Origin of the sequence: Obesumbacterium proteus (assembly GCF_001586165.1) — a bacterium.
Taxonomy (GTDB): Bacteria; Pseudomonadota; Gammaproteobacteria; order Enterobacterales; family Enterobacteriaceae; genus Hafnia; species Hafnia protea.
Window position 1 is genome coordinate 2,801,004 of the sequence record NZ_CP014608.1, and the last position, 23,473, is coordinate 2,824,476.

The following is a 23,473-nucleotide window of genomic DNA, read 5'->3' on the forward strand; positions in this document are numbered from 1 at the left end:
TTACTGCTGGAACCATTTGCTATAGATGGTTTTATAGGTACCGTCTTGCTTCAACTGGTTCAGCGCGGTGTTAAATTGATTCAACAGCTCCGCGTTGTTCTGGTGCACTGCAATGCCCAGACCGGTGCCGAAGTAGTTAGGATCGGTCACTTTGTCGCCCACGGCGGACAAGGTCGCATTCTGCTTCAGCCATTCGTTCACTACCGCAGTGTCACCGAATACCGCATCCAGACGGCCATTTTTCAGATCCAGAATGGCGTTTTGGTAGCTGTCATAAGGAACTGGTGTAATTTCAGGATGTTTTTCCTGTAGGTATTTCTGGTGAGTTGAACCGTTTTGCATGCCAACGCGTTTACCTTTCAGCGCAGCGATGTCGGCAACTTTGCCTTTCTCCGCGATGAACAGCGCAGAGTTGTCATAGTATGGCGCGGTGAACGCAACCTGCTTCTGACGCTCTGGGGTGATATCCATGCCGGAAATCACCGCATCGATACGTTTGAATTTCAGGCTTGGGATCAGGCTATCGAAAGACTGATTGGTGAACGTACAGGTCGCTTTCATCTGTTTACAGATGGCATTGGCCAGATCGATATCAAAGCCCTGCATCTGGTTATTGGCGTCCATGAATTCAAATGGAGGATAAGAAGCTTCGGCAGCAAAACGAATGGTTTCCGCCGCTGATGCAGAGACGCTGATACCGGCTAATACTGTGGCAATTATGATTTTTTTCATCGCAGACTCCAACTTCTGTTAGCTAATAGTTTGGTCAAAAACGACCCTGTTAACGTGTCAATCTAGCCATTAGTGAGACAGGTAACCGGCAAACGCTTCGGTTTGCGGGTGAGCAAAATGACTGGCGTCACCGTGCTCAATCACTCTACCTTGTTCCATATACACCACGCGGCTAGCGGTTTTACGTGCCACTTCCACTTCGTGAGTCACGATAACCTGTGTGATGCCGGTTTCAGACAGCTCGCGAATAATGCTAACGATCTGAGCGGTAATTTCAGGGTCTAGTGCCGCCGTCGGTTCGTCGAACAGTAAAACCTGAGGTTCCATCATCAGAGCACGAGCGATAGCCACGCGCTGCTGTTGACCGCCAGAAAGATGCAGCGGGAAACGATCCACATAGTCTGTTAGACGCAGGCGTTGCAGCAATTTTTGCGCACGTTCCACGGCCTGAGCTTTGCTCAGCCCCAAGACTTTGCACGGTGCTTCAATCAGGTTTTGCATCACGGTCAGATGTGGCCACAGATTGTATTGCTGGAACACCATCCCGACGTTACGACGCAGCTCGCGGATCTGTTTTTCACCCGGCGTTTGGCTGAAATCGAACTGATTACCCGCAATAGAAAGTTGTCCGGAACGCGGCATCTCCAGCAGGTTTAATACCCGCAGCAGAGAGCTTTTACCTGCACCGCTCGGCCCCAGTAATACCAAGGTTTCGCCCGCAGGACATTCCAGTGTGATGTCGAACAGCGCTTGATGTGCGCCGTAAAAGCAATTAATGCCGTTTATTTGAATACTCATGCGCGTTTACTGAATAGCCATTGATAGGGCAAATGTTAACTTCCACAGAATACTTATGCAATCTTTGTGCGTTAAAATTTATTACCGCACCCCTTAATCGCTTAAGATTAGCACAATATCACCTTTTTACTGGAAAACTGGCACATTTGCCCAGCCTCGACTAAATCCTCTTGGCTGAATGCATACAAAGTGAATGAATAAGAGACTGCATTAGGTTTTATTTATGCGGCGCACTTCATTCAGTGACTGGCTAAGGTAGTCCAAAAAGGTTTTGAACAGCAGTGTCTGCCCGCGTTTAGACTCATACAAAGCGTGAATTGAGTGAGGTTCGTTAGTCCACTCGGGTAAAACATGCACAAGCGCACCGGAATCAATATGATCTAAGCAGATAAAACGCGGCAAACAGGTAATGCCGACACCATTGATTGCCGCATAAACCACCGCACGCATGTTATTGGTGATCAGGCGAGGAGCGACAGTGAGCGTCATTTTTTCTTTATGCACATTAATGAGACGCCATTGACGGCTATTGTCATCACTTTTTTTGATTATTGTTGCATGCTGTGCGAGCTCTGAAACATCGTTCGGCATGCCAAAACGCGCAATATAATCTGGGCTACACACTAATATTTGGTGCTCAATGCACAGGGGTTTGACGTGCAGGCTCGAATCGCGCAACGGGAGTGGCTCTGGGCGAATGGCAATATCAATGCCTTCCGTCGTTAAATCAACGTCTCGATTCATGGCTAACAGCTCAATTTCCACGTCGGGATATTTTTGAATGAATCGACACACGACCGGAGCCATAAATTCTTCCGTCATCATCACCGGCGCGGCGATTTTAAGCTTGCCGCTTGGGTAGGCCAATGCGTTGCTCACCAAATCCTCGGCAATTTGCGCCTGCTGCACGGCCAGACGGCACTGTTCAGCAAACTTTAGCCCCAAATCCGTGACGTTAAAGCGCCGAGTCGAGCGCTGCAATAGACGAACGCCAAGACTCTCCTCCAGCGCTGCAATACGGCGACTCAGCAAGGACTTTGATACGCCGAGCGCTTTAGCCGCGGCGGTATAGCCCTGATGATCGACGGCATGAACGAAGTACAGCATATCGTTGAGATCGCATTTCATTTTATTGTCTCGTTTTTGCAACAATGTTTCCGAAAATTAGATATTTCGCTCTGTAATTGCAACCATTAATCTAGCAGCAGTTAATTTTTCTTCAAAAAACGCATTTTTTGAAAACAGAATATCTTTAGGAATCTGAATGAAACTACTGCATATCGATTCAAGCCCATTTACTACCCAATCGACTTCGCGCGTGCTGAGCGCCGCTATCGTGACCCAGTTGCAGGAAAAACACCGCATTCAATCCGTCATCTACCGTGATGTCGGGCTCACACCGCCGCCGCATTTAACCGAAGCCGTATTCAACGCGATGCGAAATGGCGTCGAGGGATGCAGCGACGCGGTGATTCACGCGGTACAGGCCGCCAATCAGGCTATTGAAGAGCTGAAAATGTGCGATGCGCTGGTGATTGGCGCTCCCATGTTTAATCACTCCATTGTGACTAATCTCAAATCTTGGATTGATCAGGTTTGTCAGGCGGGAAAAACCTTTGCTTTTACCTCACAGGGAGCACAAGGGTTGATTGCAGATAAGCCGGTATTTATTGCTTCCACGCGAGGTGGCATCTACGCCGACGATGCTCACCGAGCTATGGATTTTCAGGAACCTTATTTAGTTTCGGCGCTGTCTTTGATGGGGCTAAAAAACGTCAAAATTATTCGCGCCGAGGGCGTTGATAAAACGCATCCGGGACGTTCTGAAGCACAGCGCGTGGCGTTGGAAGAGATAAAAAACACCGTTTGTATTGATTAAGACCGCATTCAAAAGGGAGAGAATAATGACAACACAACAATACGACCATCTCATTGTGACCGATCTGGTGAATTGGATTGAAAGCCATATCGACGACAAATTGTTAATTGATGATGTTTCACGCCAGTCGGGTTATTCCAAGTGGCATATTCAGCGTAAATTTAAAGCCGTCACCGGTAAAACCATTGCCAGTTATATTCGCAACCGCAAGCTCACACGTGCGGCGCTGGCGCTGCGCAAAACCGATCGTCGGGTGTTAGATATTGCCTTGTCCTGCGGATTTGATAATCAACAGACGTTTACCCGCATGTTCCGTAAACGCTTTGGTATTGCGCCAGGGTCATATCGCGCAAGTGCTGATGCCTCTGCTCAGAATTTCATCTATCCAATCTAAATAAGTTAAACGTAAAGAAAACAATCATTCGAACCACGATGATTTTTGCAGGCGAGCTCGGTTATTCATAACAGCGTTCTCTCTCCCAAACATAATTTCGCTATTATCTCGGTTATTGTTGTGACTTAGATGATGACTGCGCAAGCTAAAGGGAGAGTCGGCATGGAACCACTGAAAGAGAAGAATGTTGTTTTAAAATCTGTACCTCAGCCACAGGTATTTCCAGATGCTCAGCAGGTCGAGCTTCTGGATGAAACCCTTCAGCTTCGTCGAGATCGCGTGTTGGCGCGCATGAAAGCGTCTGGACATGATTATCTGGTGATTTATGCCGATAAAGAACACGGGGCTAATTTCGAATATCTGACGGGGTTTATTCCTCGATTTGAAGAAGCGTTATTAGTGCTCGCTGCGTCAGGAAAGGCATTTTTATTGTTGGGCAATGAAAACATGAAAATGTCCCAGCATGCGCGAATTGCCAATCAGGCCATCTGCGTACCTCATTTCTCGCTGCCTAATCAGCCGATGGATAACCCGATGACGTTGGCTCAGGCGCTGAAAGATACTGGAATTCATCACGCGTCCTCGGTGGGCATTGTGGGTTGGAAAATGTTCACCAGCCCAACAGAAAATAACGAACAGATTTTTGATCTGCCTTATTTCATGATGAATGCTATTCAGCGCGTCGTTTCTCCTCAAGCTAAGATTTGCAACGCGACGCATTTATTTATTGGCGGAGACAGCGGGGCGCGAGTCATCAATTCGGCCAACGAAATTGCCCATTACGAATATGGCGCAAATTTAGCCTCAACCTGTATGTTGCAGGCGATGAACGCGGTAGAACTGAATAAAACAGAAAAAGAGATTGGGCATTATCTCACGGCGGGCGGGCAGCCAAATAACGTGGTGACGATTGCCGCATTCGGTCAGCGGTTTAAAAATGCGCGTTTATATCCGGGTGAGAATCGTATTACGTTGTCAGATCATGCCTCGTTGACAACCAGCTACAAAGGCGGTTTATCCAGCCGTGGCGGTTACGTTGCTCATGATCAACATGATTTGCCGCCTGACCAACAGAATTACCTCAGCGCCGTGGCAAAACCTTATTACCGCGCCGTTGTTGCATGGCTTGAATATATCGCGATTGGCGTAACAGGGAATGATATTTATCAGTGCATTGAGACTGTGCTGCCTAAAGCGCAATACGGCTGGCACCTGAATCCAGGCCATCTGGTTGCCGATGAAGAGTGGATGAGTTCGCCGATCTATTCGGGTTCACAGGCTAAAATACACAGCGGTATGCTGCTGCAAATTGATATTATTCCCTCGGTTGCGGGCTACGCCGGTGCCAGCGCCGAAGAGTGTGTGGCTATTGCTGATGCCGAACTGCGCGAGCAGATTGCATGTGAATACCCTCAGGTTTGGCAGCGTACTCAACAACGCAGAGCCTATATTATTGAGCATCTCAACATTGCATTAGGTGAAGATATTCTACCGTTGTCCAATTTGGTGGGCTATTTACGGCCTTATTTGCTGAATAAAGAAATGAGCCTTTGCTGCGAGTGATGAAAACGCGTGAGGGCGGAATATTTCAGCCCTCACGCATTCATTTATTTCACCTTCACCGCGGTACCACTCACGCTAACCATTAACATGCTGCCGTCTTTTCCAACGGTTTCGTAATCAATATCAATACCAACGACCGCATTGGCGCCGAGTGATTTGGCTTGGTCATTCATTTCAGCAAAGGCTATTTCTCGTGCTTTGCGCAGCTCTTTTTCATAAGCGCCAGAACGGCCACCGACAATATCGCGAATGCCAGCGAAGAAATCTTTGAAAATATTGGCGCCGAGGATAGCCTCTCCGGTGACAACGCCGCAGTAGTCAACGATAGTAAGGCCTTCAAGGGATGGAGTTGTGCTATTGCGCATGGCATTGTTCCTTTAATATTGAATTACTGAATGATGGAGTTTAAGACATGCCAAAACGGATTGGGTTCGCAGCGATGGCAATATTGTTGGCAATCGGCTTAGTTGGGTGCCAAAACGCGCCGTCGCAGCATCAGCTGGTCAATCGAGGCACCTATCTGGTTGAAGATCGTCATCAGGCTCAGGGCGTCGATCAGCGCATCCGGTTTTTAGTGCTGCACTACACGGCGGAAGACTTTCATTCATCGCTTAAAACCCTGACCGATGAACACGTGAGCGCGCATTATCTGGTGCCGGCGCATCCGCCTGCGGAGAACGGTAAATACGTGGTGTGGCAGCTAGTACCTGAATCGCAGCGGGCATGGCATGCGGGAGCCAGTTCTTGGCGTGGACGGACGAGCCTGAACGACACATCGATTGGTATCGAAATCGTGAACAAAGGCTACCAGCAAGGCATGTTAGGCAAGATTTGGGTGCCTTATACGCCGCAGCAAATTGAGTTGGTGACCGCCCTAAGTAAAGACATAGTGCAACGTTACGCAATTGCGCCACAAAACGTGGTGGGGCATATGGATATCGCGCCACAGCGCAAGCTCGATCCGGGACCGCTGTTTCCGTGGCGGCAATTGGCTGAACAGGGTATTGGCGCATGGCCGGATCAAAACAGGGTAGATTATTATTTGGCGGGCAGGGCGAAAACGGCACCGGTCGATGTGTTAACACTACAGAAGAAGCTGGCTGCTTACGGCTATGATATCGCCCCAAGCGGCAACAATGATTCAGCGTCGCGCAACGCGATCGCCGCGTTTCAAATGCACTTCAGACCCGCAAACTATCAGGGCGAGCCGGATGCTGAAACCGAGGCGATGGTTGATGCGCTAATCGAAAAATACGGCAGCGTGGATCAATGACGATCGCGGTTTTGCAGACGGCCGTGATCTTTCAGCCAATGCGCAGTGCGAATAATGCCTTCATCAATGGAAATAATCGGATGATAGCCTAATTCAAGCTGCGCACGCGTGGTGTCGAGCGTCATATCGAAGTTGAGTTTTGCTACGCCATAGTGCGTTAGCGCAGGCTCTTTGGGGCTGTTGGCACCAATTTTTTCCATTCCGCGTGCCATCATATCCAGCATAGGATAAGGGATTGAGCGAATTTTGCATTTCACGCCCAGCTCGTCGATTAGATGCTGCAACAAGGTGTGCAGATGACGTGGCTGATGGTTTGAGATATTAAACGTTCTGCCCGAAGGTGTGCTTTCGATCTGCGTTGCCAACCACATGGCATGCACCGCATTTTCTTCATAGGTCATATCCACTAACGCATCGCCGCCGCGTGGCAGCAGCAGGGTGCCGTGCTTGCGCATTGCGTTAAGCAAGCGCGGTAGCAACACTTTGTCGTGCGGGCCAAACAGTCCTTGTGGACGCAGAATGGTGAAATGCGTTTGCGGATTAGATAATGCCAAGTTTTGGATAACGTCTTCACCGGCCGCTTTGCTGCGGGCGTAGTAATTGGCATAGCGGTTCGGCACAAAATCTTCTTTGATGTCACGATGGTGGCGATAATCAAAATAGACTGCGGGCGAGGAAATATGAATAAAGTTGCGAACGCCGTAGGCGGCGGCCCATTCGCCAAGGCGGCGGGTTGAGCGCACGTTGGCTTTCTCAAAGAGTTCTTCGGAGCCCCACGGAGAGGTAAAACCATCGCAATGCCACAGCGTATCCACATCGTTCAACATGGCCTTGGCCTGTGATGACACAAGATTGGTGAGATCGGCATGAATAAATTCCGCGCCCATTTTTTTCAATAGGTCGCCCATGGCCTGATTTTGTCCAGTAGCGCGAACGCTAATCCCTTTCTGACGTAAATATTCAACCGCATTACGTCCGAGACCGCTAGTTGCACCGGTCACCAACACTTTCATAACTTATCCGAATCCGCAGTGTGCCTAGGTTAATAGGCGTTTTATGGCTGATGTCAGCCAGCTAGTTCATTGCCCTTACTCAAAGGGAAAGGGCGCTCTCATTGCTAATTTGACCGCTTCTAGCAACAAGGGTGCCATTCTTCCGTGAATTTACTCTACATGCAATCAGATTACGGAGAGAGAGCGTAACAATTGTTTAGTTGCTCACAGGGTACGCGTTTTATGATAGATACGAGCCGTTGCCTCAGCAGGACTTATTATGCCAAGCCACGCTGAGGCAAGGTTAACTATCGCTGCTTATTTTCACGATCGTAGGCTTCGGCAAGCTTGGTTATTTTTTTGCTCATGCCTCGGAAAATAAATAGATGAGCGGGCATCATGGCAAACCAATACAACAGGCCGCTGAATCCTGCGGGATGCCACCACGCACGCACATCAAGAACGCGCTTGTCACCTTTGTCTTCAATGGTGAAGGTGAGTCGCCCAAGGCCGGGGGCTTTCATGCCAAACATCATGGCTAACTGGCGCAGGGGTTTTACCGTAATCACCTTCCAGCCGTCGACCAAATCGCCCAGCGCGAGAGAATCGCTATCAGGTCGGCCATAGACCACTTTATTGCCGATCATATCGTCCATTCTGGCGCGGATCGCCCAGAGAATATTGGCATAAAAATAGCCCTCTTTGCCGCCGATCTGCTGAACCACGTGCCATAAAGCCTCAGGTGAGGCACTGGTTTCTTGCTCATATCCGGCGTGCTTTGGATAGAAACCGTAGCCCGGCCGCCAGCGCTCGCGGGCTTCAGGATCGTAACCCCAGTCAGCGGAGTTCACGACTTCGGCCTCTTTATCCAACGTGTCTTGTACCGCCCGATCGAATTTGATCAGCGTTTGGGGAATGAGTCGCTCAATGGCGGTGCTGTGCGCGGGAAGATCGTGTTTCAAGCCTTCGATTAACGCACGGGAAATCGTGGTGGGAACCGACGTGATCATACTGAGGAAATAGACAGAAACCCAACGGGTTGGGATTGGCAGCGGGATCATCCAACGCTTTTTGCCGCTCAAGGCAATGAACCGTTCAAACATCGTTTGATAGCTGATGTATTCAGGGCCTGCGACGTCAAACACGCGGTTGCCGATGGCGGGATGATTGAGTAACTCGGTGAGATAGGTCAGTAGATTCTCAAGGGCTATCGGCGATGTTTTTGAACGTACCCAGCGAGGTGGCGTAAGAATCGGCAGGTTATAAACCATATCGCGCATCACTTCAAAAGCGGCGGAGCCCGGGCCGATGATGATGCTTGCCCGCAGTTCGGTCACCGGAATTCCGCTGGCGCGAAGTGCGTCACCGGTTTCTTTACGTGCCACTAAATGGCGTGATGAATCGCCGTTGGGCTGAAGGGCACCGAGAAAAATGATTTGTTTAACGCCTGAATCGCGCAGTGCTTCGCAGGTATTTTTGGCCGCATTAATTTCACCGGTCACGAAATCATGGCTATCACCCATGCCGTGAACCAGATAATAAACGACATCAATATCAGTCACGGCTGCGGGCAGAGTTTCTGGTTTATGAAGATCGACGTACTGGCATTCGACGCGTGGCCAAGCCTGCTCACGTAGCCAGTCAATTCGGCGTGCGGCGGCTCTGACTGAGTGGCCTTCTTCAACTAATTTGGGGATCAGGTGTTGCCCGATATAGCCGCTGGCACCCAGCACTAAAATCCTTTGTGGGGTCATAGTTAAACCTAAGCAGATGAGAATATATTTTATTATTTTAGGATGATGCCCGCATCGCTGTGATAAGCGTGCGGGCTATGACTTATATTAGCCGTAAATAGCCTTGCTGGCTGTGGTGCTGCTCTGAGTATTAATAGATTGTTTAAACTCTTTCCATAAGGAAACCAGTTTTTCTAGATCTGAACGTGACACGTCAAGATGGGTCACAATACGCGTAACCGGACCTGCGCTCATCAGCACGCCGCGCTCTTTCATCCATCCGCCTAATTGAGCGGCTTCATGCGCAGGGACTTTGAGGAACAGCATGTTAGTTTGTGCTCCTGGCGCCATGACTTCGACACCAATCGCACTGAGCGCATTGGCCAACCACTGCGCGTTATCATGGTCTTCGCGCAGACGTTCAACGTTGTTGAGCAACGCATAGCGTGCCGCTTCGGCCAATATACCGGCCTGACGCATGCCGCCGCCGACCATTTTGCGCCAGCGGCGCGCTTGCTTGATGTATTCAGCGCTGCCGCACAACAGCGAACCAATCGGCGCGCCCAGTCCTTTGGAGAGGCAAATAGTTAGCGTGTCGCAGTACTGTGTCAGCGTCGATAGCGGTACGTTAAGCGCCACTGCGGCATTCATAATACGAGCGCCGTCAACGTGCAGCGCAAGGCCTTTCTCACGCGTGAATACCCACGCCTGTTGCAGGTAGTCGAGCGGTAAAACTTTGCCGTTATGGGTGTTTTCGATGCACAGCAGCTTGGTGCGCGCAAAATGAACATCATCGGGTTTGATAACGCTGGCGACGACGTCGAGCGGCAACGTGCCATCGGCTGCGGCGTCGATAGGCTGTGGCTGGATACTGCCGAGAACCGCAGCGCCACCGGCCTCAAACAGATAGTTATGCGCCTTTTGCCCAACGATATACTCTTCGCCACGTTGGCAATGTGTCAGCAGCGCCACCAAATTTGCTTGTGTACCCGTTGGCAAAAACAGTGCGGCTTCTTTACCGCTAAGCTCGGCGGCTTCTTGTTCAAGCAGGTTAACGCTGGGATCGTCACCATAAACATCATCGCCGACTTCGGCGCGAGACATGGCTAAACGCATGGCGTCACTTGGACGGGTAACGGTATCACTACGAAGATCGATCACGTACTGCTCCTTAATCCCTTGGTTTTGCGCTGGCTGACGCTTGGCTTCAACGTGGGGTGTAGATTATTAAGTGATTAGAATAGGATTTTTATAAACCTTATTCTTTGTAGCATGCGCGTTTGTAGACTCAAAACTGAAAATGGCAGATAGCGAATGATCTGCGGCGATGACCGCAAATTAGATGAAAAAAGGCGCAGAATTTCTGCGCCGGATGAGTGAGTTCGAAAGTGAAGAACGCGAGGGGTTAGCGTAGCCAGTTGGTTTTGGCTAACTCCACCACTTCGTCCCCACGACCGTTGATAATGGCGCGTAGCATATAAAGGCTGAAGCCTTTTGCCTGTTCAAATTTAATCTGCGGCGGCATCGCCAACTCTTGCTTGGCAGTAACCACGTCGACGACGACCGGGCCGTCGTGGGCGAAAGCTTCAGCCAGCGCGCTGTTTAGCTCAGAGGCTTTTTCTACCCGAATGCCCTTAATTCCCGCGGCGTTCGCAATGGCGGCAAAGTCGGGATTATGCAGGTCGGTACCATCGGTGAGATAGCCACCGGCCTTCATTTCCATCGCCACAAATCCCAACACGCTATTGTTGAAAATAACGATTTTGACCGGCAATTTTTGCTGAGCCAGCGTGAGGAAATCGCCCATTAGCATGGTAAACCCACCGTCACCGCATAGGGCGATAACCTGACGATCGGGGTGGCTTCCCTGTGCGCCTAGGGCCTGTGGCATCGCATTAGCCATGGAGCCGTGGTTAAACGAGCCCAGCAACCGGCGTTTGCCGTTCATTTTGAGATAGCGCGCAGCCCATACGGTTGGCGTGCCGACGTCGCAGGTAAAGATGGCATCTTCGCTGGCCAGTTCGCTGATTTGCTGCGCCAAATATTGTGGATGAATTGGCTGGTCGTCGTTGGACGTCGCCAGTGCATCCAGATCTTTACGCGCCTTGTGGTAGTGCTCTAACGCTTGGTCCAAGAACTGGCGATCGCTGCGGGTTTCAAGCTTAGGCAGCAGCGCTTGGAGCGTTGATTTCACATCGCCGAGCAACGGTAAATTGACCGCGCAGTGCGAACCGATACTGGCTGCATTAGTGTCCACCTGCACGATGGTGGCGTTAGTCGGGTAAAATGCACGATACGGGAACTGGGTGCCGAGCAAAATCAATGTATCGGCGTTCATCATGGCATGGTAGCCGGAGGAAAAGCCGATAAGCCCAGTCATCCCAACGTCATACGGATTATCCCATTCCACGTGCTCTTTACCGCGCAGCGCGTGAACAATCGGCGCTTTTATCTTTTCAGCAAACTGGATCAGCTCGTCGTGGGCGCCTTCACAGCCGCTGCCGCACAGTAGAGTGATTTTTTTGCCGCTTTCCAGAATGTTTTTAAAGGCTTCCAGCTCACTTTCCGGTGGCAAAACGCGAGGCAGCAAAGGCGTGTGCCAAACGGGGTTGGCATCTTCCGGTGCAGGGCGCAGCGCCACATCACCCGGTAGCACAATGACCGAAACGCCTTTCTTAAGAATGGCCTGACGCATCGCCACTTCAAGCGCCTGAGGAAGCTGTTCTGGGTTGGAAATGAGTTCACAGTAATGGCTGCATTCACGAAACAGTTCTTGTGGATGGGTTTCTTGAAAATAGCCGCTGCCGATTTCACTGGAAGGGATGTGCGCCGCGATGGCGAGTACCGGAACGTGGTTGCGGTGACAATCAAATAGGCCATTGATCAGATGAAGGTTGCCCGGCCCACAGGAACCCGCGCAGACGGCGAGCTGTCCGGTGAGCTGTGCTTCGGCACCTGCGGCGAAAGCCGCAACCTCTTCATGGCGCGTGCCAATCCAACGTATGGTTCCCATTCTTAATAGGCTATCACTGAGGCCGTTTAAGGAGTCGCCGGTGACGCCCCAAATACGTTTTACGCCAGCCTGATCGAGTGTTTTAGCGACTAGGGCTGCAACAGTTTGCTTCATGAACACCTCCCTTGAATGAATTCAGGTAGCTCGCTCATTGATGCTTTCAGTGAGCGAGTGAAAGTCACGGCGCTGTCGGCAATGCCGAGTGCATTGTCTGCCATCGAGAACACCACTATACATTTTGTATTATAAATATTGTAGAAATGTTATAGCAATGAGGCATTACTGAAAGATATTGGAGACAGGGAGGTAGGAAAGTAAGCGGGCCATCTGTTGATGAAAAAACAGAACGACCCGGCTGATTAGGCAAAAACGTTAGGCAATAACCACATCACTATTTAGCTGGCAAGAGCAGGCGAGTACATACCCTTGTGCGATTTCGTCTGGCGTCAGCGTCATGGTGCTGCTGGTGGTGTAATCACCGCTAAGAATGCGGGTTTTACAGCAACCACAAACCCCTGCACGGCAGGCTGCCTGAATCGGAAGCTTGTTTTGTTCCATCGCGAACAGCAGCGTTGCGCCCACCGGTGCATGATAGGTGTGCAACGGCGTGTTGGTGGTGAGCTTGAGCGTTGCGCCATCGGCGTCGTTATCGGCCACCACTTGGAACTGTTCTTGATAGAAGTTTTGTGCAGGAACACCCAGATCGAGGGCGAGCTGTTTTACCGCTTTCATGTAAGGCGCAGGGCCGCAGGTCATCACGGTGCGGCTGGCAATATCAGGGCAAATCTGTTCCAGCGTTTCACGCGTAATTCTGCCGGTGAGAAACTCAGGGCTCGCGTCGCTTTCAGCCATGAGCGTTAGCTTCAGCTGTGAATAACTCGCATCGAGATCGCGCCACTCATTGGCAAAAATCACGTCGCGTGGGGTACGCACATTGAAAATGACCTGCACATGGACTTCTGGGCGATTCGCCAATAGCCAGCGGGTCATAGACATGATTGGCGTAACGCCACAGCCAGCGGCAAGCATCAGGTAGCGATCGGCAGGTGCATTGGCGCAGGTAAATTCGCCTTGCGCATCGGAGAGCCACAGCTGTTGCCCCGGATGAACTTCCTGTGTCAGCCAGCGCGAGCCTTCGCCGTCGGGTAAGCAACGCACGCTGATCGTAATGAATTTACTTTGCCCCGGAGACGAAGAGAGCGTGTAAGCGCGCAGCGTTTCTTCGCTATCACGAATGCTCACCAGCGCATATTGCCCCGGGTGATAACGGTAGAAATCGTGGCAAATAAGAGAAATTGTCCAGACGTCCGGCGTTTCCTGATGAATGGAATGCACCTGCATCTGATTAGGGCAGAGGGGAGTTGGCATTGTCATCATGTTTTCTCAATTCGAAAGCCGCAGACCCGAAGGGCTGCGGCTTTAAGGTGACATCAAGTGCGATTACGCGCCCAGAATTTCGGTCATATCCGCTTCAACCGTAGAGATGGAACGCATGCCGAATTTTTCATTCAGAATGGCCAGCAGGTTGTCGGTCAAGAAGCCCGGAGCCGTTGGGCCGGTGTAGATATTCTTCACACCCAGAGACAGTAAGGTCAGCAGGATCACGATAGCTTTCTGCTCGAACCAAGACAGAACCAAGCTCAGCGGCAAATCATTCACGCCACAGCCTAATGTTTCAGCCAGTTTCACCGCGAGCATGATTGCGCCGTAGGCATCGTTACACTGACCGACATCCAGCAAGCGTGGCAAGCCTTCCAGAGTACCGAAGTCCAGCTTGTTGAAACGATATTTACCGCAGGCTAAGGTCAAGATCAGGCAGTCTTGAGGCACGGCGCGAGCGAAATCGGTGAAGTAGCTACGTTCAGCGCGGCTACCGTCACAGCCACCAACCAAGAAGACGTGGCGCAGTTTTTTCTGTGACACTAAATCGATGACGGTATCTGCCGCGTTCAGCAAGGTCTGGCGACCAAAACCGACGGTGATCATGTGTTCGATTTCGTTGTATGGGAAGCCTTCGCACACCTGAGCCTGAGCGATGATCTGGCTGAAATCGTCACCTTCTAAATGACGCGCGCCTGGCCAGCCAACGATGCTACGGGTCCAAATACGGTCGGTGTAGTTACCGACGTTGGGATCGATGATGCAGTTAGAGGTCATCAAAATTGGGCCAGGGAACTTAGCGAATTCGGTTTGCTGGTTCTGCCAACCGCTGCCGTAGTTACCAACCAAATGTTTGAATTTTTTCAGTTCAGGGTAGCCGTGTGCGGGTAACATTTCACCGTGGGTATAGACGTTTACGCCGGTCCCTTCGGTTTGTTCCAGCAGCATACGCAGGTCTTTCAGGTCGTGGCCTGAAATCAGAATGGCTTTGCCTGCAACAGGGCGAACGTTAACGGAGGTTGGCGTTGGGTGACCGTAAGCGTCGGTTTCACCTTTGTCCAGAATTGCCATCACGTTGAAGTTCATTTTGCCGATGCCCATGGCATTATTCAGCAGGGTATCAACGTCGCGTGGCTGAGTACCTAACCATGCCATATAGGCGTGGAATTCAGCATAGATATCATCGCTGTACTGGCCGAGAACGTGGGCGTGTTCCATATAGGCCGCCGCACCTTTCAAACCATACAGGTTTAGCATACGCAGGCCGTGAACGTCGTCGCCGATTTCTGCTTTATCGTTGTTGAGCGCGAATTCTTCAGCCTGTTTGCGCAGCGTGGCAAGGTCGGAACCCGCCAGTTGCAGGTCAGCTAATGGATGATCAACCTGTGCGTTCGCGTCAACTGCGCGGCAGGCCACCATCAGCGCATCGCGCATTTCCAACGCTTCACGTGCATAGCCGACGATACGTTCGGAATCGAAGTTAACGTTAGTCAGCGTAGAGAAGAAGGCGCGAGGCACGAAGTTATCAATGTTGTGGTCGATAATGCCCAGCTCGCGCGCTTTCAGTGCCCATGCAGACAGGCCTTGTAATGCTGCAACCAGCAGGTCTTGTAGGTCAGACGTTTCAGCAGTTTTGCCACACATACCTTGGGCGAAAGAACAGCCATTACCCGCAGGCGTTCGGATGGTTTGTTCACATTGGACACAGTACATTCTGGGCTTCCTTTTAAAGTTGCATTTATTATGCTCGTTTTAAGAGTAGTCCCGTCCAGTGAGGTAAAAAAGGAATTTTTGAGGCAACCTTAGCTTTGTTTGATGTAGCGCAAATTAAGTTGTAAGTGAGAATTATTCAGAGGAAAAAGACTAAAACTTTTTAGGTATGTCATGAGGTTATTGGCCCCATGACATACTTTTTACGGCGGGAATTATGAGGAGAAAACGGCCATCAGAACCGGCGCGATCAGGCTTAAGGCAAAGCCATGAACGATGGCGGCAGGCACTAATTCTAAGCCACCGCTGCGTTGTAGAACCGGCAGCGTGAAGTCCATAGAGGTCGCACCGCACAGGCCTAACGCGGATGAGCGGCTGCGCTGTACCAGCGTTGGGATCATCATAATGGCAAATAATTCACGGGCCAGATCGTTAAAGAAGGCCGCGCTGCCGATCACCGGGCCAAAGGCGTCGGTCATCATGATCCCTGAAAGAGAGTACCAGCCGTAGGCAGACGCAATGGCTAACCCCGTTTTTATCGGCAGACCCAGCAATAGGGCCGCGATAGCACCGCCGACCAACGCGCTCACACACACCAGCACGGCGATAATCATGCCGCGGCGGTTAAGAATGATTTGTTTGAGTGACATGCCGCTATTACGCAGCTGCAACCCGACCAGCAACAGCAGGAAGATCAGCGCATATTCGCTGCCGTGAGAGGCGTAGCTGAGCCATGACCACTGCGTTAAGCCGAGCGCAAAACCACCGACCACCACGCCGCACAGCTTGAGTGACTCCAACGCCATGTGGAGACGTGAAGGGAGCTCTTCCTGTTTATGAGGCACAACCCAAGGGCGCTTTTTTTCCAGTAGCAGTAATGCAATAAGATTGGCAGCGATGATGCAAATAAAGAATACCGAAGCATACTGAAAAATAAGCCACAGATTTTCACTGAGGTTGTCGAGAAAGGCGAGGCTGATGCCCATAAAAAACAGAATGACGTAAACCATCCAGCTAAGCAGACGGTTGATTAATACCACTAAGCTCTTCTGGCGTAGAGGGATTAGGTAGCCGAGCAGAAGCGGCACCAAGATAATGAGCAGTCCCGAGTACATGGAAAACCTAAATTGCGGAGAATAATGGCGATACGCTACCCAAAAGGGTTTGGTGAGTAAAGCTTGGCAGATGAATTGATAAAACAAGCCGAATGGTTTGGCGTTTTACTCTTCACGATCTGAATAGGCAGAAGAAAATCGGGCATCACATCTCAGTGAGTGCTTGACCAGACAGCGTTTTTTTTTCATCCTCAGATGAATGCATCCGTAAGGGAGAGTATCAATGTATCTAGAACGGATCGAAATTGTCGGATTCAGAGGGATAAACCGACTCTCTTTGACGCTGGATGAGAATACGGTTCTCATCGGCGAAAATGCGTGGGGGAAATCCAGCCTTTTGGATGCGCTGACGCTGTGTCTGTCGCCCAACGCCGATCTCTATCACTTCGAATCGCAAGACTTCTATTTTCCTCCCGGTGATGAAGGCGCAAAAGAGCGCTATCTACAAATTATCTTTGTATTTTGTGAATCGGATGTGGGGCACCACAACGCACCCCGTTATCGACCACTTTCGTCGCTATGGCAAAATGGTGACGACCGTTTTCAACGCATCTATTTTCGTCAGGAAGGCGAGCTGTGTGACGATGGCACGGTGTGTACGTGGCGTTCTTTTCTCGATCAAAATGGCGAGCCGCTGCAACTGCATCACGTCGATAAACTGGCGCGTGAGATTGTTCGATTACATCCGGTACTGCGCCTGCGCGATGCGCGCTTTATTCGCCGACTGCGGCCCAACGTATTGGCAGAACGCCAGATCCCCGATCAGACTGAAGTGGCTCAGCAGCTTGACGATCTGACGCGTGAAATGGTGCGTAATCCGCAGAAGCTGAGCAACAGTGAACTGCGCCAGGGCTTGAATGCCATGCAACAACTGCTGGAGCACTATTTCGCCGAACAGGGGCAGCAGCCACAGAATTCGCGTCGCCGCAGGCGTCATAGTGACGAAGTTCACGGGCGTCAGGCGTGGCGCTCGCTCGAAAATATGAACCAAATGGTGGCTGAGTCCGGTAGCCGAAACATGCGGTTGATTTTGCTCGGGCTATTTTCAACGCTTTTGCAGGCTAAAGGCGCGATCACGCTCGATCCTCATGCGCGCCCGCTGTTGCTGGTGGAAGACCCTGAAACTCGTCTGCATCCGATCATGCTGTCGGTGGCGTGGGGTCTGCTCAATCAGCTGCCGCTGCAAAAAATCACCACCACTAACTCTGGCGAATTGCTTTCATTGGTTCCGGTTGATCGCGTATGTCGTTTGGTGCGCCAGTCAAACCGCGTGGCAACCTATCGTATTGGCCCGCAGGGGATGTCACCTGAAGATAGCCGACGGATTGCCTTCCATATTCGATTTAATCGGGCATCGACGCTGTTTGCTCGTTGCTGGCTGTTGGTGGAGGGCGAGACAGAAGTTTGGTTGCTCAATGAGCTCGCGCGTCAGTGCGGCTACCATTTCGAAACGGAAGGGATCAAAGTTATTGAGTTTGCCCAGTGCGGTATTCGTCCGCTGGTGAAATTTGCGCGCCATATGGGACTCGAGTGGCACGTGCTGGTGGACGGCGACGATGCGGGGCGTAAGTATGCCGCTGCGGTACGTGCGCTGACCGAGCATGCCAAGGAGAACGAACGCGATCGTCTGACCGCATTACCTGCGCCGGATATGGAGCATTACATGTATCGTGAGGGGTTTGCGTCGGTGTATCACGATATCGCGGGCTTGCCGAGCAACGTGCCGCTGTCAGCGCGTAAGGTGATTACTAAAGCGATACATCGCTCATCTAAACCTGACTTAGCCATTTCTGTGGCGGCACAGGCTGAAGTTTGGGGTAGAGACTCTGTGCCTGCGCTTATCAAAGGGATGTTTTCACGGGTGATTTGGTTGGCACGCGGTAGGGCGGAATAGCTAAGGCAGAGTAGCTAAGGCGGAGTAACACGATACCCGCCATTCATCTTAAGAATGGCGGATTCTGAGCAAGGTTTAGCGACTCAGCGCAGCGTGAGATGCCGCTTCTAGGTCGTCCAGCAACTGGTAACGGCGACGGTATTCTGCCCGTTTTTTGCTGGCGATCTCTTCCAACGATTTTCGGGCAATGGTTAATGGCAGGCGGAAATAACCTTCCTGCGTTGTTTCTGCGCCGATTGAGAGCCAGAAGCTGTCGTAATCTGACATCATCTTGCTGCTTTTCTTTTTGTTGTAGCGCCAGTTTTTATAAATATGGGTGTCATTGCCCACGGCTAATATCTGTTCGCATCCCACGCTGTTGGCAAATAAGCAAAGTGCCTGCATCAAAAGGCGCTTAGGGAATAAACCATGACATTCTTTGGTGGCCGTTTGAATAAGCTCATGCGGGACCGAACGTTTTGGCCCTTGTAATCCACCGACGAATAGCGTTTTTTTACCTAAATAGGTGAGCAAGGTAAAGGTGCATTCAGAAAGCATGGTGCCTTCATCGTTATAAAATAATAACGACAGCTCGCCTTCTTTATTCAGACTATCAATTGGGCTGATCCCGATGCGGAATAACTGGCCATTTTTTCCCGTTATTTCACACAGATAATACGGTTTGGCATTATATATTTTGCGCAAAACGCTTTGCGGCAGCGCATCATCTATCATCTGGTAATGCTCGCCAATCGCTTTGACGGTATCTTGGTGTTTGAAATGAACATTCAGATAGGGATGATGAAGCTTACACGGCAGGCGTGGCTGAGCTAGGAGCACATCCTGACAGCTTGGAATAGCCGCAATATTGTCCAGCAGCTTTATCGTCGTGAGCGGGGCTAACAGCGTTCTAAGCGCAAATTTCGCACGGTAATTTTTCGCATGCCAAAGACGTCCCGGCTTTAAGTCTCCTTTTACGAGAGAATTAAAGAGTTGGAAACCCGTCATGGATGAATCTGCTGTGCGTTCGACGCTGATTTGAGACATACGATATACCTGATAGAACGTTGGTGTATTTAATTTCTATCAAGTAGTTAAACAGGCTAAACCTCAACGGCAATTAAATCAGCGTGCTAGGTGAACGTATTTTAAATAATTATTTTACTGTCGTTGATGATTTATTTAGTGAATGGGCGAGTTGAGCGAGAAAATAACAATTAATGTTAATTATTAGACGGTTAATTAATCATAAGCGGAAGGACAGCACGTGGCCCTTGAAAAAAAAGGAAACGCCACTATCTATCAAAGAGGAAAAGAGCGTATTGCCATGATGGCGAGTGCTATAAAAACAATGCCAGCGCGGGGCTGGCATGGGGCTAAAGTGGTTCTTTCGAGCAGCGTAATGAGGACGTTAGGCCGTCATTTCTACTTCGATGGGAACGATGGCGTCGGCGTGGTTGCCCTTAGGACCTTCTTGCACATTAAATTGGACTTGTTGCCCAGCTTTCAGTGTGCGGTAACCTTCCATCTGAATTGAAGAATAGTGAGCGAAAATGTCTTCGCCGCCATTCACAGGACAGATAAAGCCAAAACCTTTAGCATTATTGAACCATTTAACGGTACCCGTCTCCATGCTTATACAACCCTCGCCATGCTGTGATAAGAGATTTGTACGATTGACCTAGAGTCATCGGCAAAGCTCGTTACGTATGTTATGAGATAAGATTGATGCCCTTCATTCTTCGAACCGTGGGTCTTGGTTGATGCGAAACCTCGGTTGAGTGCGAGGGCAGATACAGGACGTGTTCTTAAGATGTTCGGTTAACGCGCCACAGCGTGGTGCTGAACAGCTTAGGAACGCCCCCTACGGGTGCCGAAAAGATCTGTTAACTAAGGAATAATTCTCGATAGTTTGAAACAGAGACTTATCGGTCGAAATGGCATCGATTTGTATGAATCGCAGCCAGTTTACAAATTTACACTCTAGTGTATGCCGCTAGTTCGTCAAGCAATGGCTATTTTTAACACAGTGCATTGTGATGAAAGTTTGAAGCAGATAACGCTATTTAGATGAATTGGGTGAAATTTAATCACTTAATGCAACGCAAATAACACAACTGTGAAGATTTGTGTCACAGTTAAGTCACTAGCAAGAAAGACATGTGGTTATGCGATGGTGGTCTGTATCGCATGACTGTTAACAGAGAATGGGCAGGACATGGCAAACCAAAACGACTGGCTGAATTTCGAACAATTAGCCGACAGCAAACAAATCGATGAGGTAAAACCGCCGTCAATGTATAAAGTTATACTTAACAATGATGACTACACACCGATGGAATTTGTGATTGACGTCCTGCAAAAGTTTTTTTCATATGATATTGAACGTGCAACGCAGTTGATGCTTACTGTGCATTATAAAGGAAAAGCGATTTGCGGTGTTTTCACCGCTGAGGTGGCGGAAACAAAAGTCGCTCACGTCAATCGGTATGCGCGGGAGAACGAGCATCCACTGTTGTGTACGTTAGAAAAGGCCGGTTAACGGCCGCTTAAATGGGGGAGGTGCCTATGCTCAATCAAGAACTGGAACTCAGTCTCAACATGGCGTTCGCCAGAGCGCGCGAGCATCGCCATGAGTTTATGACCGTGGAGCACCTGCTGCTGGCACTGCTTAGTAACCCTGCTGCGCGTGAAGCGCTTGAGGCTTGCTCTGTTGATCTAGCCGCTTTGCGTCAAGAACTCGAAACCTTTATTGAACAAACCACACCCACGTTACCTAACGGTGAAGCCGAACGTGATACTCAGCCTACGCTGAGTTTCCAACGCGTTCTGCAGCGTGCTGTTTTCCATGTTCAGTCCTCAGGCCGCAATGAAGTTAGCGGCGCCAACGTACTGGTCGCGATCTTCAGCGAGCAAGAGTCTCAGGCTGCGTATTTGTTGCGTAAGCACGACGTGAGCCGCTTGGACATCGTGAACTTCATCTCGCATGGCACACGCAAAGACGAAACTGGACAGGCACCAAATGCCGAAAATCCAGCACCGGAAGAGCCTGCTAGCGGTGAAGATCGCATGGAGAACTTCACCACGAACTTAAACCAGCTTGCACGCGTCGGCGGTATCGATCCGTTGATAGGCCGCGATAAAGAGCTGGAGCGTGCGATTCAGGTGTTGTGCCGTCGTCGTAAAAACAACCCACTATTGGTTGGGGAGTCCGGCGTCGGTAAAACCGCGATTGCGGAAGGGCTTGCTTGGCGAATTGTGCAGGGCGACGTGCCTGAGGTGATGGCGGACTGCACCCTGTATTCACTGGATATTGGTTCATTGCTGGCGGGCACAAAATACCGCGGCGACTTTGAGAAGCGCTTTAAAGCGTTGCTCAAACAGCTTGAGCAAGATACCGATAGCATCCTGTTCATCGATGAAATTCATACCATCATCGGTGCGGGCGCAGCGTCTGGTGGGCAGGTTGATGCGGCTAACCTGATCAAACCGCTGCTGTCTAGCGGCAAGATCCGCGTGATCGGATCGACGACCTATCAAGAGTTCAGCAATATCTTTGAAAAGGATCGTGCCTTGGCGCGTCGTTTCCAGAAGATCGATATTACTGAGCCAACCCCAGATGAAACGGTACAGATTCTTAATGGTCTAAAACCTAAATATGAAGCTCACCATGACGTGCGCTATACCGCGAAAGCGATTCGTGCGGCGGTTGAGCTGTCGGTTAAATACATCAATGACCGTCATTTGCCAGATAAAGCCATTGACGTTATTGATGAAGCGGGCGCTCGTAGCCGTTTAATGCCGGTGAGCAAGCGTAAGAAAACCGTCAACGTTGCTGATATTGAATCTGTGGTTGCTCGCATTGCGCGCATTCCAGAGAAAACCGTATCAGCCAGCGATCGTGATGTGCTGAAAAGCTTGGGCGATCGCCTGAAAATGTTGGTGTTTGGACAGGATAAAGCCATCAGCGCGCTGACCGAAGCCATCAAAATGAGTCGTGCCGGTTTAGGTCAAGATCATAAGCCAGTCGGTTCGTTCTTGTTTGCTGGCCCAACTGGCGTAGGTAAAACCGAAGTCACCGTTCAATTGGCGAAAGCCTTGGATATTGAACTGCTGCGTTTTGATATGTCCGAATATATGGAACGTCATACCGTTAGCCGTTTGATTGGTGCGCCTCCGGGATACGTCGGTTTTGATCAGGGTGGTCTACTGACGGATGCGGTGATCAAACATCCTCATGCGGTTCTGCTGCTGGATGAAATTGAAAAAGCGCATCCGGACGTCTTCAACCTGTTGTTACAGGTGATGGACAACGGCACCTTAACGGATAATAACGGCCGTAAAGCCGATTTCCGTAACGTGATTTTGGTGATGACGACCAACGCCGGTGTGCGTGAAACTCAGCGTAAATCAATTGGTTTTGCGCAGCAGGATAACAGCACCGATGCAATGGAAGAGATCAAGAAGGTGTTTACGCCAGAGTTCCGTAACCGTCTGGACAACATCATTTGGTTCAACCATCTGTCGACTGACATTATTCAGCAGGTGGTGGATAAGTTCATCGTTGAACTGCAGGCTCAGCTAGATGCTAAAGGCGTTTCGTTGGAAGTGAGCGAAGCAGCGCGTTTGTGGCTGGCAGAGAAAGGCTACGATCACGCGATGGGCGCTCGTCCTATGGTACGTGTGGTGCAGGAAAATCTGAAAAAACCGTTGGCGAACGAACTCCTGTTTGGTTCGCTGGTGGATGGTGGCTCTGTCACCGTGGATTTGAGCGAAGATAAGCAGCAGTTAACGTATGAATTTTGTAGCGCACAGAAGCGTAAAGCTGAAGACGCCCTGCATTAACCGAAGTTAAAGAAGCAAAAGAAAAGAGCGCCAAAAGGCGCTCTTTTTTATGGCTGAAATTTAAGTTTTTCAGCTAACTCTCAGTGATATTCATGTGTCTCGTCAGACCGTCATATCACCGCGAGTATAATTTATGCCGCAGATGCGTGAACGCAGGTGCGCAGGGTGAGCCT

At 50.3% G+C, this 23,473-nt stretch carries 20 protein-coding genes; 7 read left to right on the top strand and 13 right to left on the bottom strand.

Features of this window, described 5'->3' with window-relative positions:
* The 3 genes from artJ to DSM2777_RS13325 form a co-directional block, all read right to left on the bottom strand.
* Positions 1 to 732 (bottom strand): arginine ABC transporter substrate-binding protein, encoded by a 732-nt coding sequence (gene artJ / locus DSM2777_RS13315; RefSeq protein ID WP_061554199.1) that lies wholly within the window; start codon positions 730 to 732, stop codon positions 1 to 3.
* Positions 733 to 801: 69 nt separating this feature from the next.
* Entirely contained in the window at positions 802 to 1,530 is a 729-nt protein-coding gene (gene artP, locus DSM2777_RS13320; RefSeq protein ID WP_046458005.1) for an arginine ABC transporter ATP-binding protein ArtP, read from the bottom strand.
* A gap of 210 nt (positions 1,531 to 1,740) precedes the next feature.
* Positions 1,741 to 2,658: a LysR substrate-binding domain-containing protein gene (locus tag DSM2777_RS13325; protein WP_061554200.1), complete on the bottom strand. Its 918-nt coding sequence runs from the start codon at positions 2,656 to 2,658 to the stop codon at positions 1,741 to 1,743.
* 136 nt (positions 2,659 to 2,794) lie between these two features.
* Between DSM2777_RS13325 and DSM2777_RS13330 the strand changes: the two genes are divergently transcribed.
* The 3 genes from DSM2777_RS13330 (at position 2,795) to DSM2777_RS13340 (ending at position 5,366) form a co-directional block, all read left to right on the top strand.
* A complete protein-coding gene (locus DSM2777_RS13330) occupies positions 2,795 to 3,409 on the top strand; it encodes an FMN-dependent NADH-azoreductase (RefSeq protein ID WP_061554201.1) in 615 nt (204 codons plus the stop codon).
* A 25-nt stretch (positions 3,410 to 3,434) separates the two neighbouring features.
* The gene (locus DSM2777_RS13335) at positions 3,435 to 3,803 is read left to right on the top strand and encodes a helix-turn-helix domain-containing protein (RefSeq protein ID WP_040045877.1); all 369 of its coding nucleotides are present in this window, start codon (positions 3,435 to 3,437) and stop codon (positions 3,801 to 3,803) included.
* 162 nt (positions 3,804 to 3,965) lie between these two features.
* Positions 3,966 to 5,366, top strand: coding sequence for a M24 family metallopeptidase (locus DSM2777_RS13340; protein WP_061554202.1), 1,401 nt, complete (start codon positions 3,966 to 3,968; stop codon positions 5,364 to 5,366).
* Positions 5,367 to 5,410: 44 nt separating this feature from the next.
* On the opposite strand, the gene DSM2777_RS13345 is transcribed toward DSM2777_RS13340, so the two are convergent.
* Positions 5,411 to 5,731 (bottom strand): heavy metal-binding domain-containing protein, encoded by a 321-nt coding sequence (locus DSM2777_RS13345; RefSeq protein ID WP_025800931.1) that lies wholly within the window; start codon positions 5,729 to 5,731, stop codon positions 5,411 to 5,413.
* Between the two features lie 47 nt (positions 5,732 to 5,778).
* Here DSM2777_RS13345 and DSM2777_RS13350 point away from each other — a divergent pair, with 47 nt between their 5' ends.
* Positions 5,779 to 6,639: an N-acetylmuramoyl-L-alanine amidase gene (locus DSM2777_RS13350; RefSeq protein ID WP_061554203.1), complete on the top strand. Its 861-nt coding sequence runs from the start codon at positions 5,779 to 5,781 to the stop codon at positions 6,637 to 6,639.
* Here DSM2777_RS13350 and DSM2777_RS13355 read toward each other — a convergent pair.
* The 7 genes from DSM2777_RS13355 to DSM2777_RS13385 all read right to left on the bottom strand — a co-directional run bounded on the left by DSM2777_RS13355 (position 6,633) and on the right by DSM2777_RS13385 (position 16,582).
* Positions 6,633 to 7,652, bottom strand: coding sequence for an NAD-dependent epimerase/dehydratase family protein (locus DSM2777_RS13355; protein WP_061554204.1), 1,020 nt, complete (start codon positions 7,650 to 7,652; stop codon positions 6,633 to 6,635). The two genes, DSM2777_RS13350 and DSM2777_RS13355, sit on opposite strands and share 7 nt — an antisense overlap.
* Positions 7,653 to 7,939: 287 nt before the next feature.
* Positions 7,940 to 9,385 (bottom strand): DUF2867 domain-containing protein, encoded by a 1,446-nt coding sequence (locus DSM2777_RS13360; RefSeq protein ID WP_061554205.1) that lies wholly within the window; start codon positions 9,383 to 9,385, stop codon positions 7,940 to 7,942.
* 87 nt (positions 9,386 to 9,472) lie between these two features.
* Positions 9,473 to 10,480: a low-specificity L-threonine aldolase gene (gene ltaE / locus DSM2777_RS13365; protein WP_237087850.1), complete on the bottom strand. Its 1,008-nt coding sequence runs from the start codon at positions 10,478 to 10,480 to the stop codon at positions 9,473 to 9,475.
* Positions 10,481 to 10,769: 289 nt separating this feature from the next.
* Complete coding sequence (poxB, locus tag DSM2777_RS13370) at positions 10,770 to 12,491, bottom strand: ubiquinone-dependent pyruvate dehydrogenase (RefSeq protein WP_061554207.1); 1,722 nt, start codon at positions 12,489 to 12,491, stop codon at positions 10,770 to 10,772.
* A gap of 258 nt (positions 12,492 to 12,749) precedes the next feature.
* Positions 12,750 to 13,751: an NADH oxidoreductase gene (gene hcr / locus DSM2777_RS13375; RefSeq protein WP_174521881.1), complete on the bottom strand. Its 1,002-nt coding sequence runs from the start codon at positions 13,749 to 13,751 to the stop codon at positions 12,750 to 12,752.
* Positions 13,752 to 13,817: 66 nt separating this feature from the next.
* Complete coding sequence (gene hcp, locus DSM2777_RS13380) at positions 13,818 to 15,470, bottom strand: hydroxylamine reductase (protein ID WP_025800938.1); 1,653 nt, start codon at positions 15,468 to 15,470, stop codon at positions 13,818 to 13,820.
* Positions 15,471 to 15,682: 212 nt separating this feature from the next.
* Positions 15,683 to 16,582, bottom strand: a complete 900-nt coding sequence (locus tag DSM2777_RS13385; protein ID WP_040045885.1) for a LysO family transporter — start codon at positions 16,580 to 16,582, stop codon at positions 15,683 to 15,685.
* A gap of 223 nt (positions 16,583 to 16,805) precedes the next feature.
* Here DSM2777_RS13385 and DSM2777_RS13390 point away from each other — a divergent pair, with 223 nt between their 5' ends.
* Positions 16,806 to 18,476: an ATP-dependent endonuclease gene (locus DSM2777_RS13390; protein WP_061554209.1), complete on the top strand. Its 1,671-nt coding sequence runs from the start codon at positions 16,806 to 16,808 to the stop codon at positions 18,474 to 18,476.
* Between the two features lie 75 nt (positions 18,477 to 18,551).
* On the opposite strand, the gene DSM2777_RS13395 is transcribed toward DSM2777_RS13390, so the two are convergent.
* Both DSM2777_RS13395 and cspD read right to left on the bottom strand, forming a co-directional pair.
* A complete protein-coding gene (locus tag DSM2777_RS13395; protein ID WP_046457994.1) occupies positions 18,552 to 19,502 on the bottom strand; it encodes a VirK/YbjX family protein in 951 nt (316 codons plus the stop codon).
* Positions 19,503 to 19,866: 364 nt separating this feature from the next.
* Positions 19,867 to 20,088: a cold shock-like protein CspD gene (gene cspD, locus DSM2777_RS13400; RefSeq protein ID WP_046457993.1), complete on the bottom strand. Its 222-nt coding sequence runs from the start codon at positions 20,086 to 20,088 to the stop codon at positions 19,867 to 19,869.
* Positions 20,089 to 20,673: 585 nt separating this feature from the next.
* Between cspD and clpS the strand changes: the two genes are divergently transcribed.
* On the top strand, positions 20,674 to 20,997 hold the full coding sequence (gene clpS / locus DSM2777_RS13405) for an ATP-dependent Clp protease adapter ClpS (protein ID WP_004095820.1): 324 nt from the start codon (positions 20,674 to 20,676) through the stop codon (positions 20,995 to 20,997).
* Positions 20,998 to 21,023: 26 nt separating this feature from the next.
* On the top strand, positions 21,024 to 23,300 hold the full coding sequence (gene clpA, locus DSM2777_RS13410; RefSeq protein ID WP_025800943.1) for an ATP-dependent Clp protease ATP-binding subunit ClpA: 2,277 nt from the start codon (positions 21,024 to 21,026) through the stop codon (positions 23,298 to 23,300).
* Positions 23,301 to 23,473: the final 173 nt, after the last annotated feature.

Excerpts from the sequence above, each read along its gene's own strand:
- poxB (WP_061554207.1), bottom strand. The coding sequence starts at position 12,491 with ATGAAGCAAACTGTTGCAGCCCTAGTCGCTAAAACACTCGATCAGGCT.
- DSM2777_RS13350 (WP_061554203.1), top strand. The coding sequence starts at position 5,779 with ATGCCAAAACGGATTGGGTTCGCAGCGATGGCAATATTGTTGGCAATC.
- DSM2777_RS13395 (WP_046457994.1), bottom strand. The coding sequence starts at position 19,502 with ATGTCTCAAATCAGCGTCGAACGCACAGCAGATTCATCCATGACGGGT.
- DSM2777_RS13355 (WP_061554204.1), bottom strand. The coding sequence starts at position 7,652 with ATGAAAGTGTTGGTGACCGGTGCAACTAGCGGTCTCGGACGTAATGCG.
- clpS (WP_004095820.1), top strand. The coding sequence starts at position 20,674 with ATGGCAAACCAAAACGACTGGCTGAATTTCGAACAATTAGCCGACAGC.
- DSM2777_RS13325 (WP_061554200.1), bottom strand. The coding sequence starts at position 2,658 with ATGAAATGCGATCTCAACGATATGCTGTACTTCGTTCATGCCGTCGAT.
- DSM2777_RS13345 (WP_025800931.1), bottom strand. The coding sequence starts at position 5,731 with ATGCGCAATAGCACAACTCCATCCCTTGAAGGCCTTACTATCGTTGAC.
- DSM2777_RS13390 (WP_061554209.1), top strand. The coding sequence starts at position 16,806 with ATGTATCTAGAACGGATCGAAATTGTCGGATTCAGAGGGATAAACCGA.
- DSM2777_RS13340 (WP_061554202.1), top strand. The coding sequence starts at position 3,966 with ATGGAACCACTGAAAGAGAAGAATGTTGTTTTAAAATCTGTACCTCAG.
- DSM2777_RS13335 (WP_040045877.1), top strand. The coding sequence starts at position 3,435 with ATGACAACACAACAATACGACCATCTCATTGTGACCGATCTGGTGAAT.
- hcp (WP_025800938.1), bottom strand. The coding sequence starts at position 15,470 with ATGTACTGTGTCCAATGTGAACAAACCATCCGAACGCCTGCGGGTAAT.
- hcr (WP_174521881.1), bottom strand. The coding sequence starts at position 13,751 with ATGACAATGCCAACTCCCCTCTGCCCTAATCAGATGCAGGTGCATTCC.
- cspD (WP_046457993.1), bottom strand. The coding sequence starts at position 20,088 with ATGGAGACGGGTACCGTTAAATGGTTCAATAATGCTAAAGGTTTTGGC.
- ltaE (WP_237087850.1), bottom strand. The coding sequence starts at position 10,480 with ATGCGTTTAGCCATGTCTCGCGCCGAAGTCGGCGATGATGTTTATGGT.
- artJ (WP_061554199.1), bottom strand. The coding sequence starts at position 732 with ATGAAAAAAATCATAATTGCCACAGTATTAGCCGGTATCAGCGTCTCT.
- DSM2777_RS13385 (WP_040045885.1), bottom strand. The coding sequence starts at position 16,582 with ATGTACTCGGGACTGCTCATTATCTTGGTGCCGCTTCTGCTCGGCTAC.
- DSM2777_RS13360 (WP_061554205.1), bottom strand. The coding sequence starts at position 9,385 with ATGACCCCACAAAGGATTTTAGTGCTGGGTGCCAGCGGCTATATCGGG.
- DSM2777_RS13330 (WP_061554201.1), top strand. The coding sequence starts at position 2,795 with ATGAAACTACTGCATATCGATTCAAGCCCATTTACTACCCAATCGACT.
- clpA (WP_025800943.1), top strand. The coding sequence starts at position 21,024 with ATGCTCAATCAAGAACTGGAACTCAGTCTCAACATGGCGTTCGCCAGA.
- artP (WP_046458005.1), bottom strand. The coding sequence starts at position 1,530 with ATGAGTATTCAAATAAACGGCATTAATTGCTTTTACGGCGCACATCAA.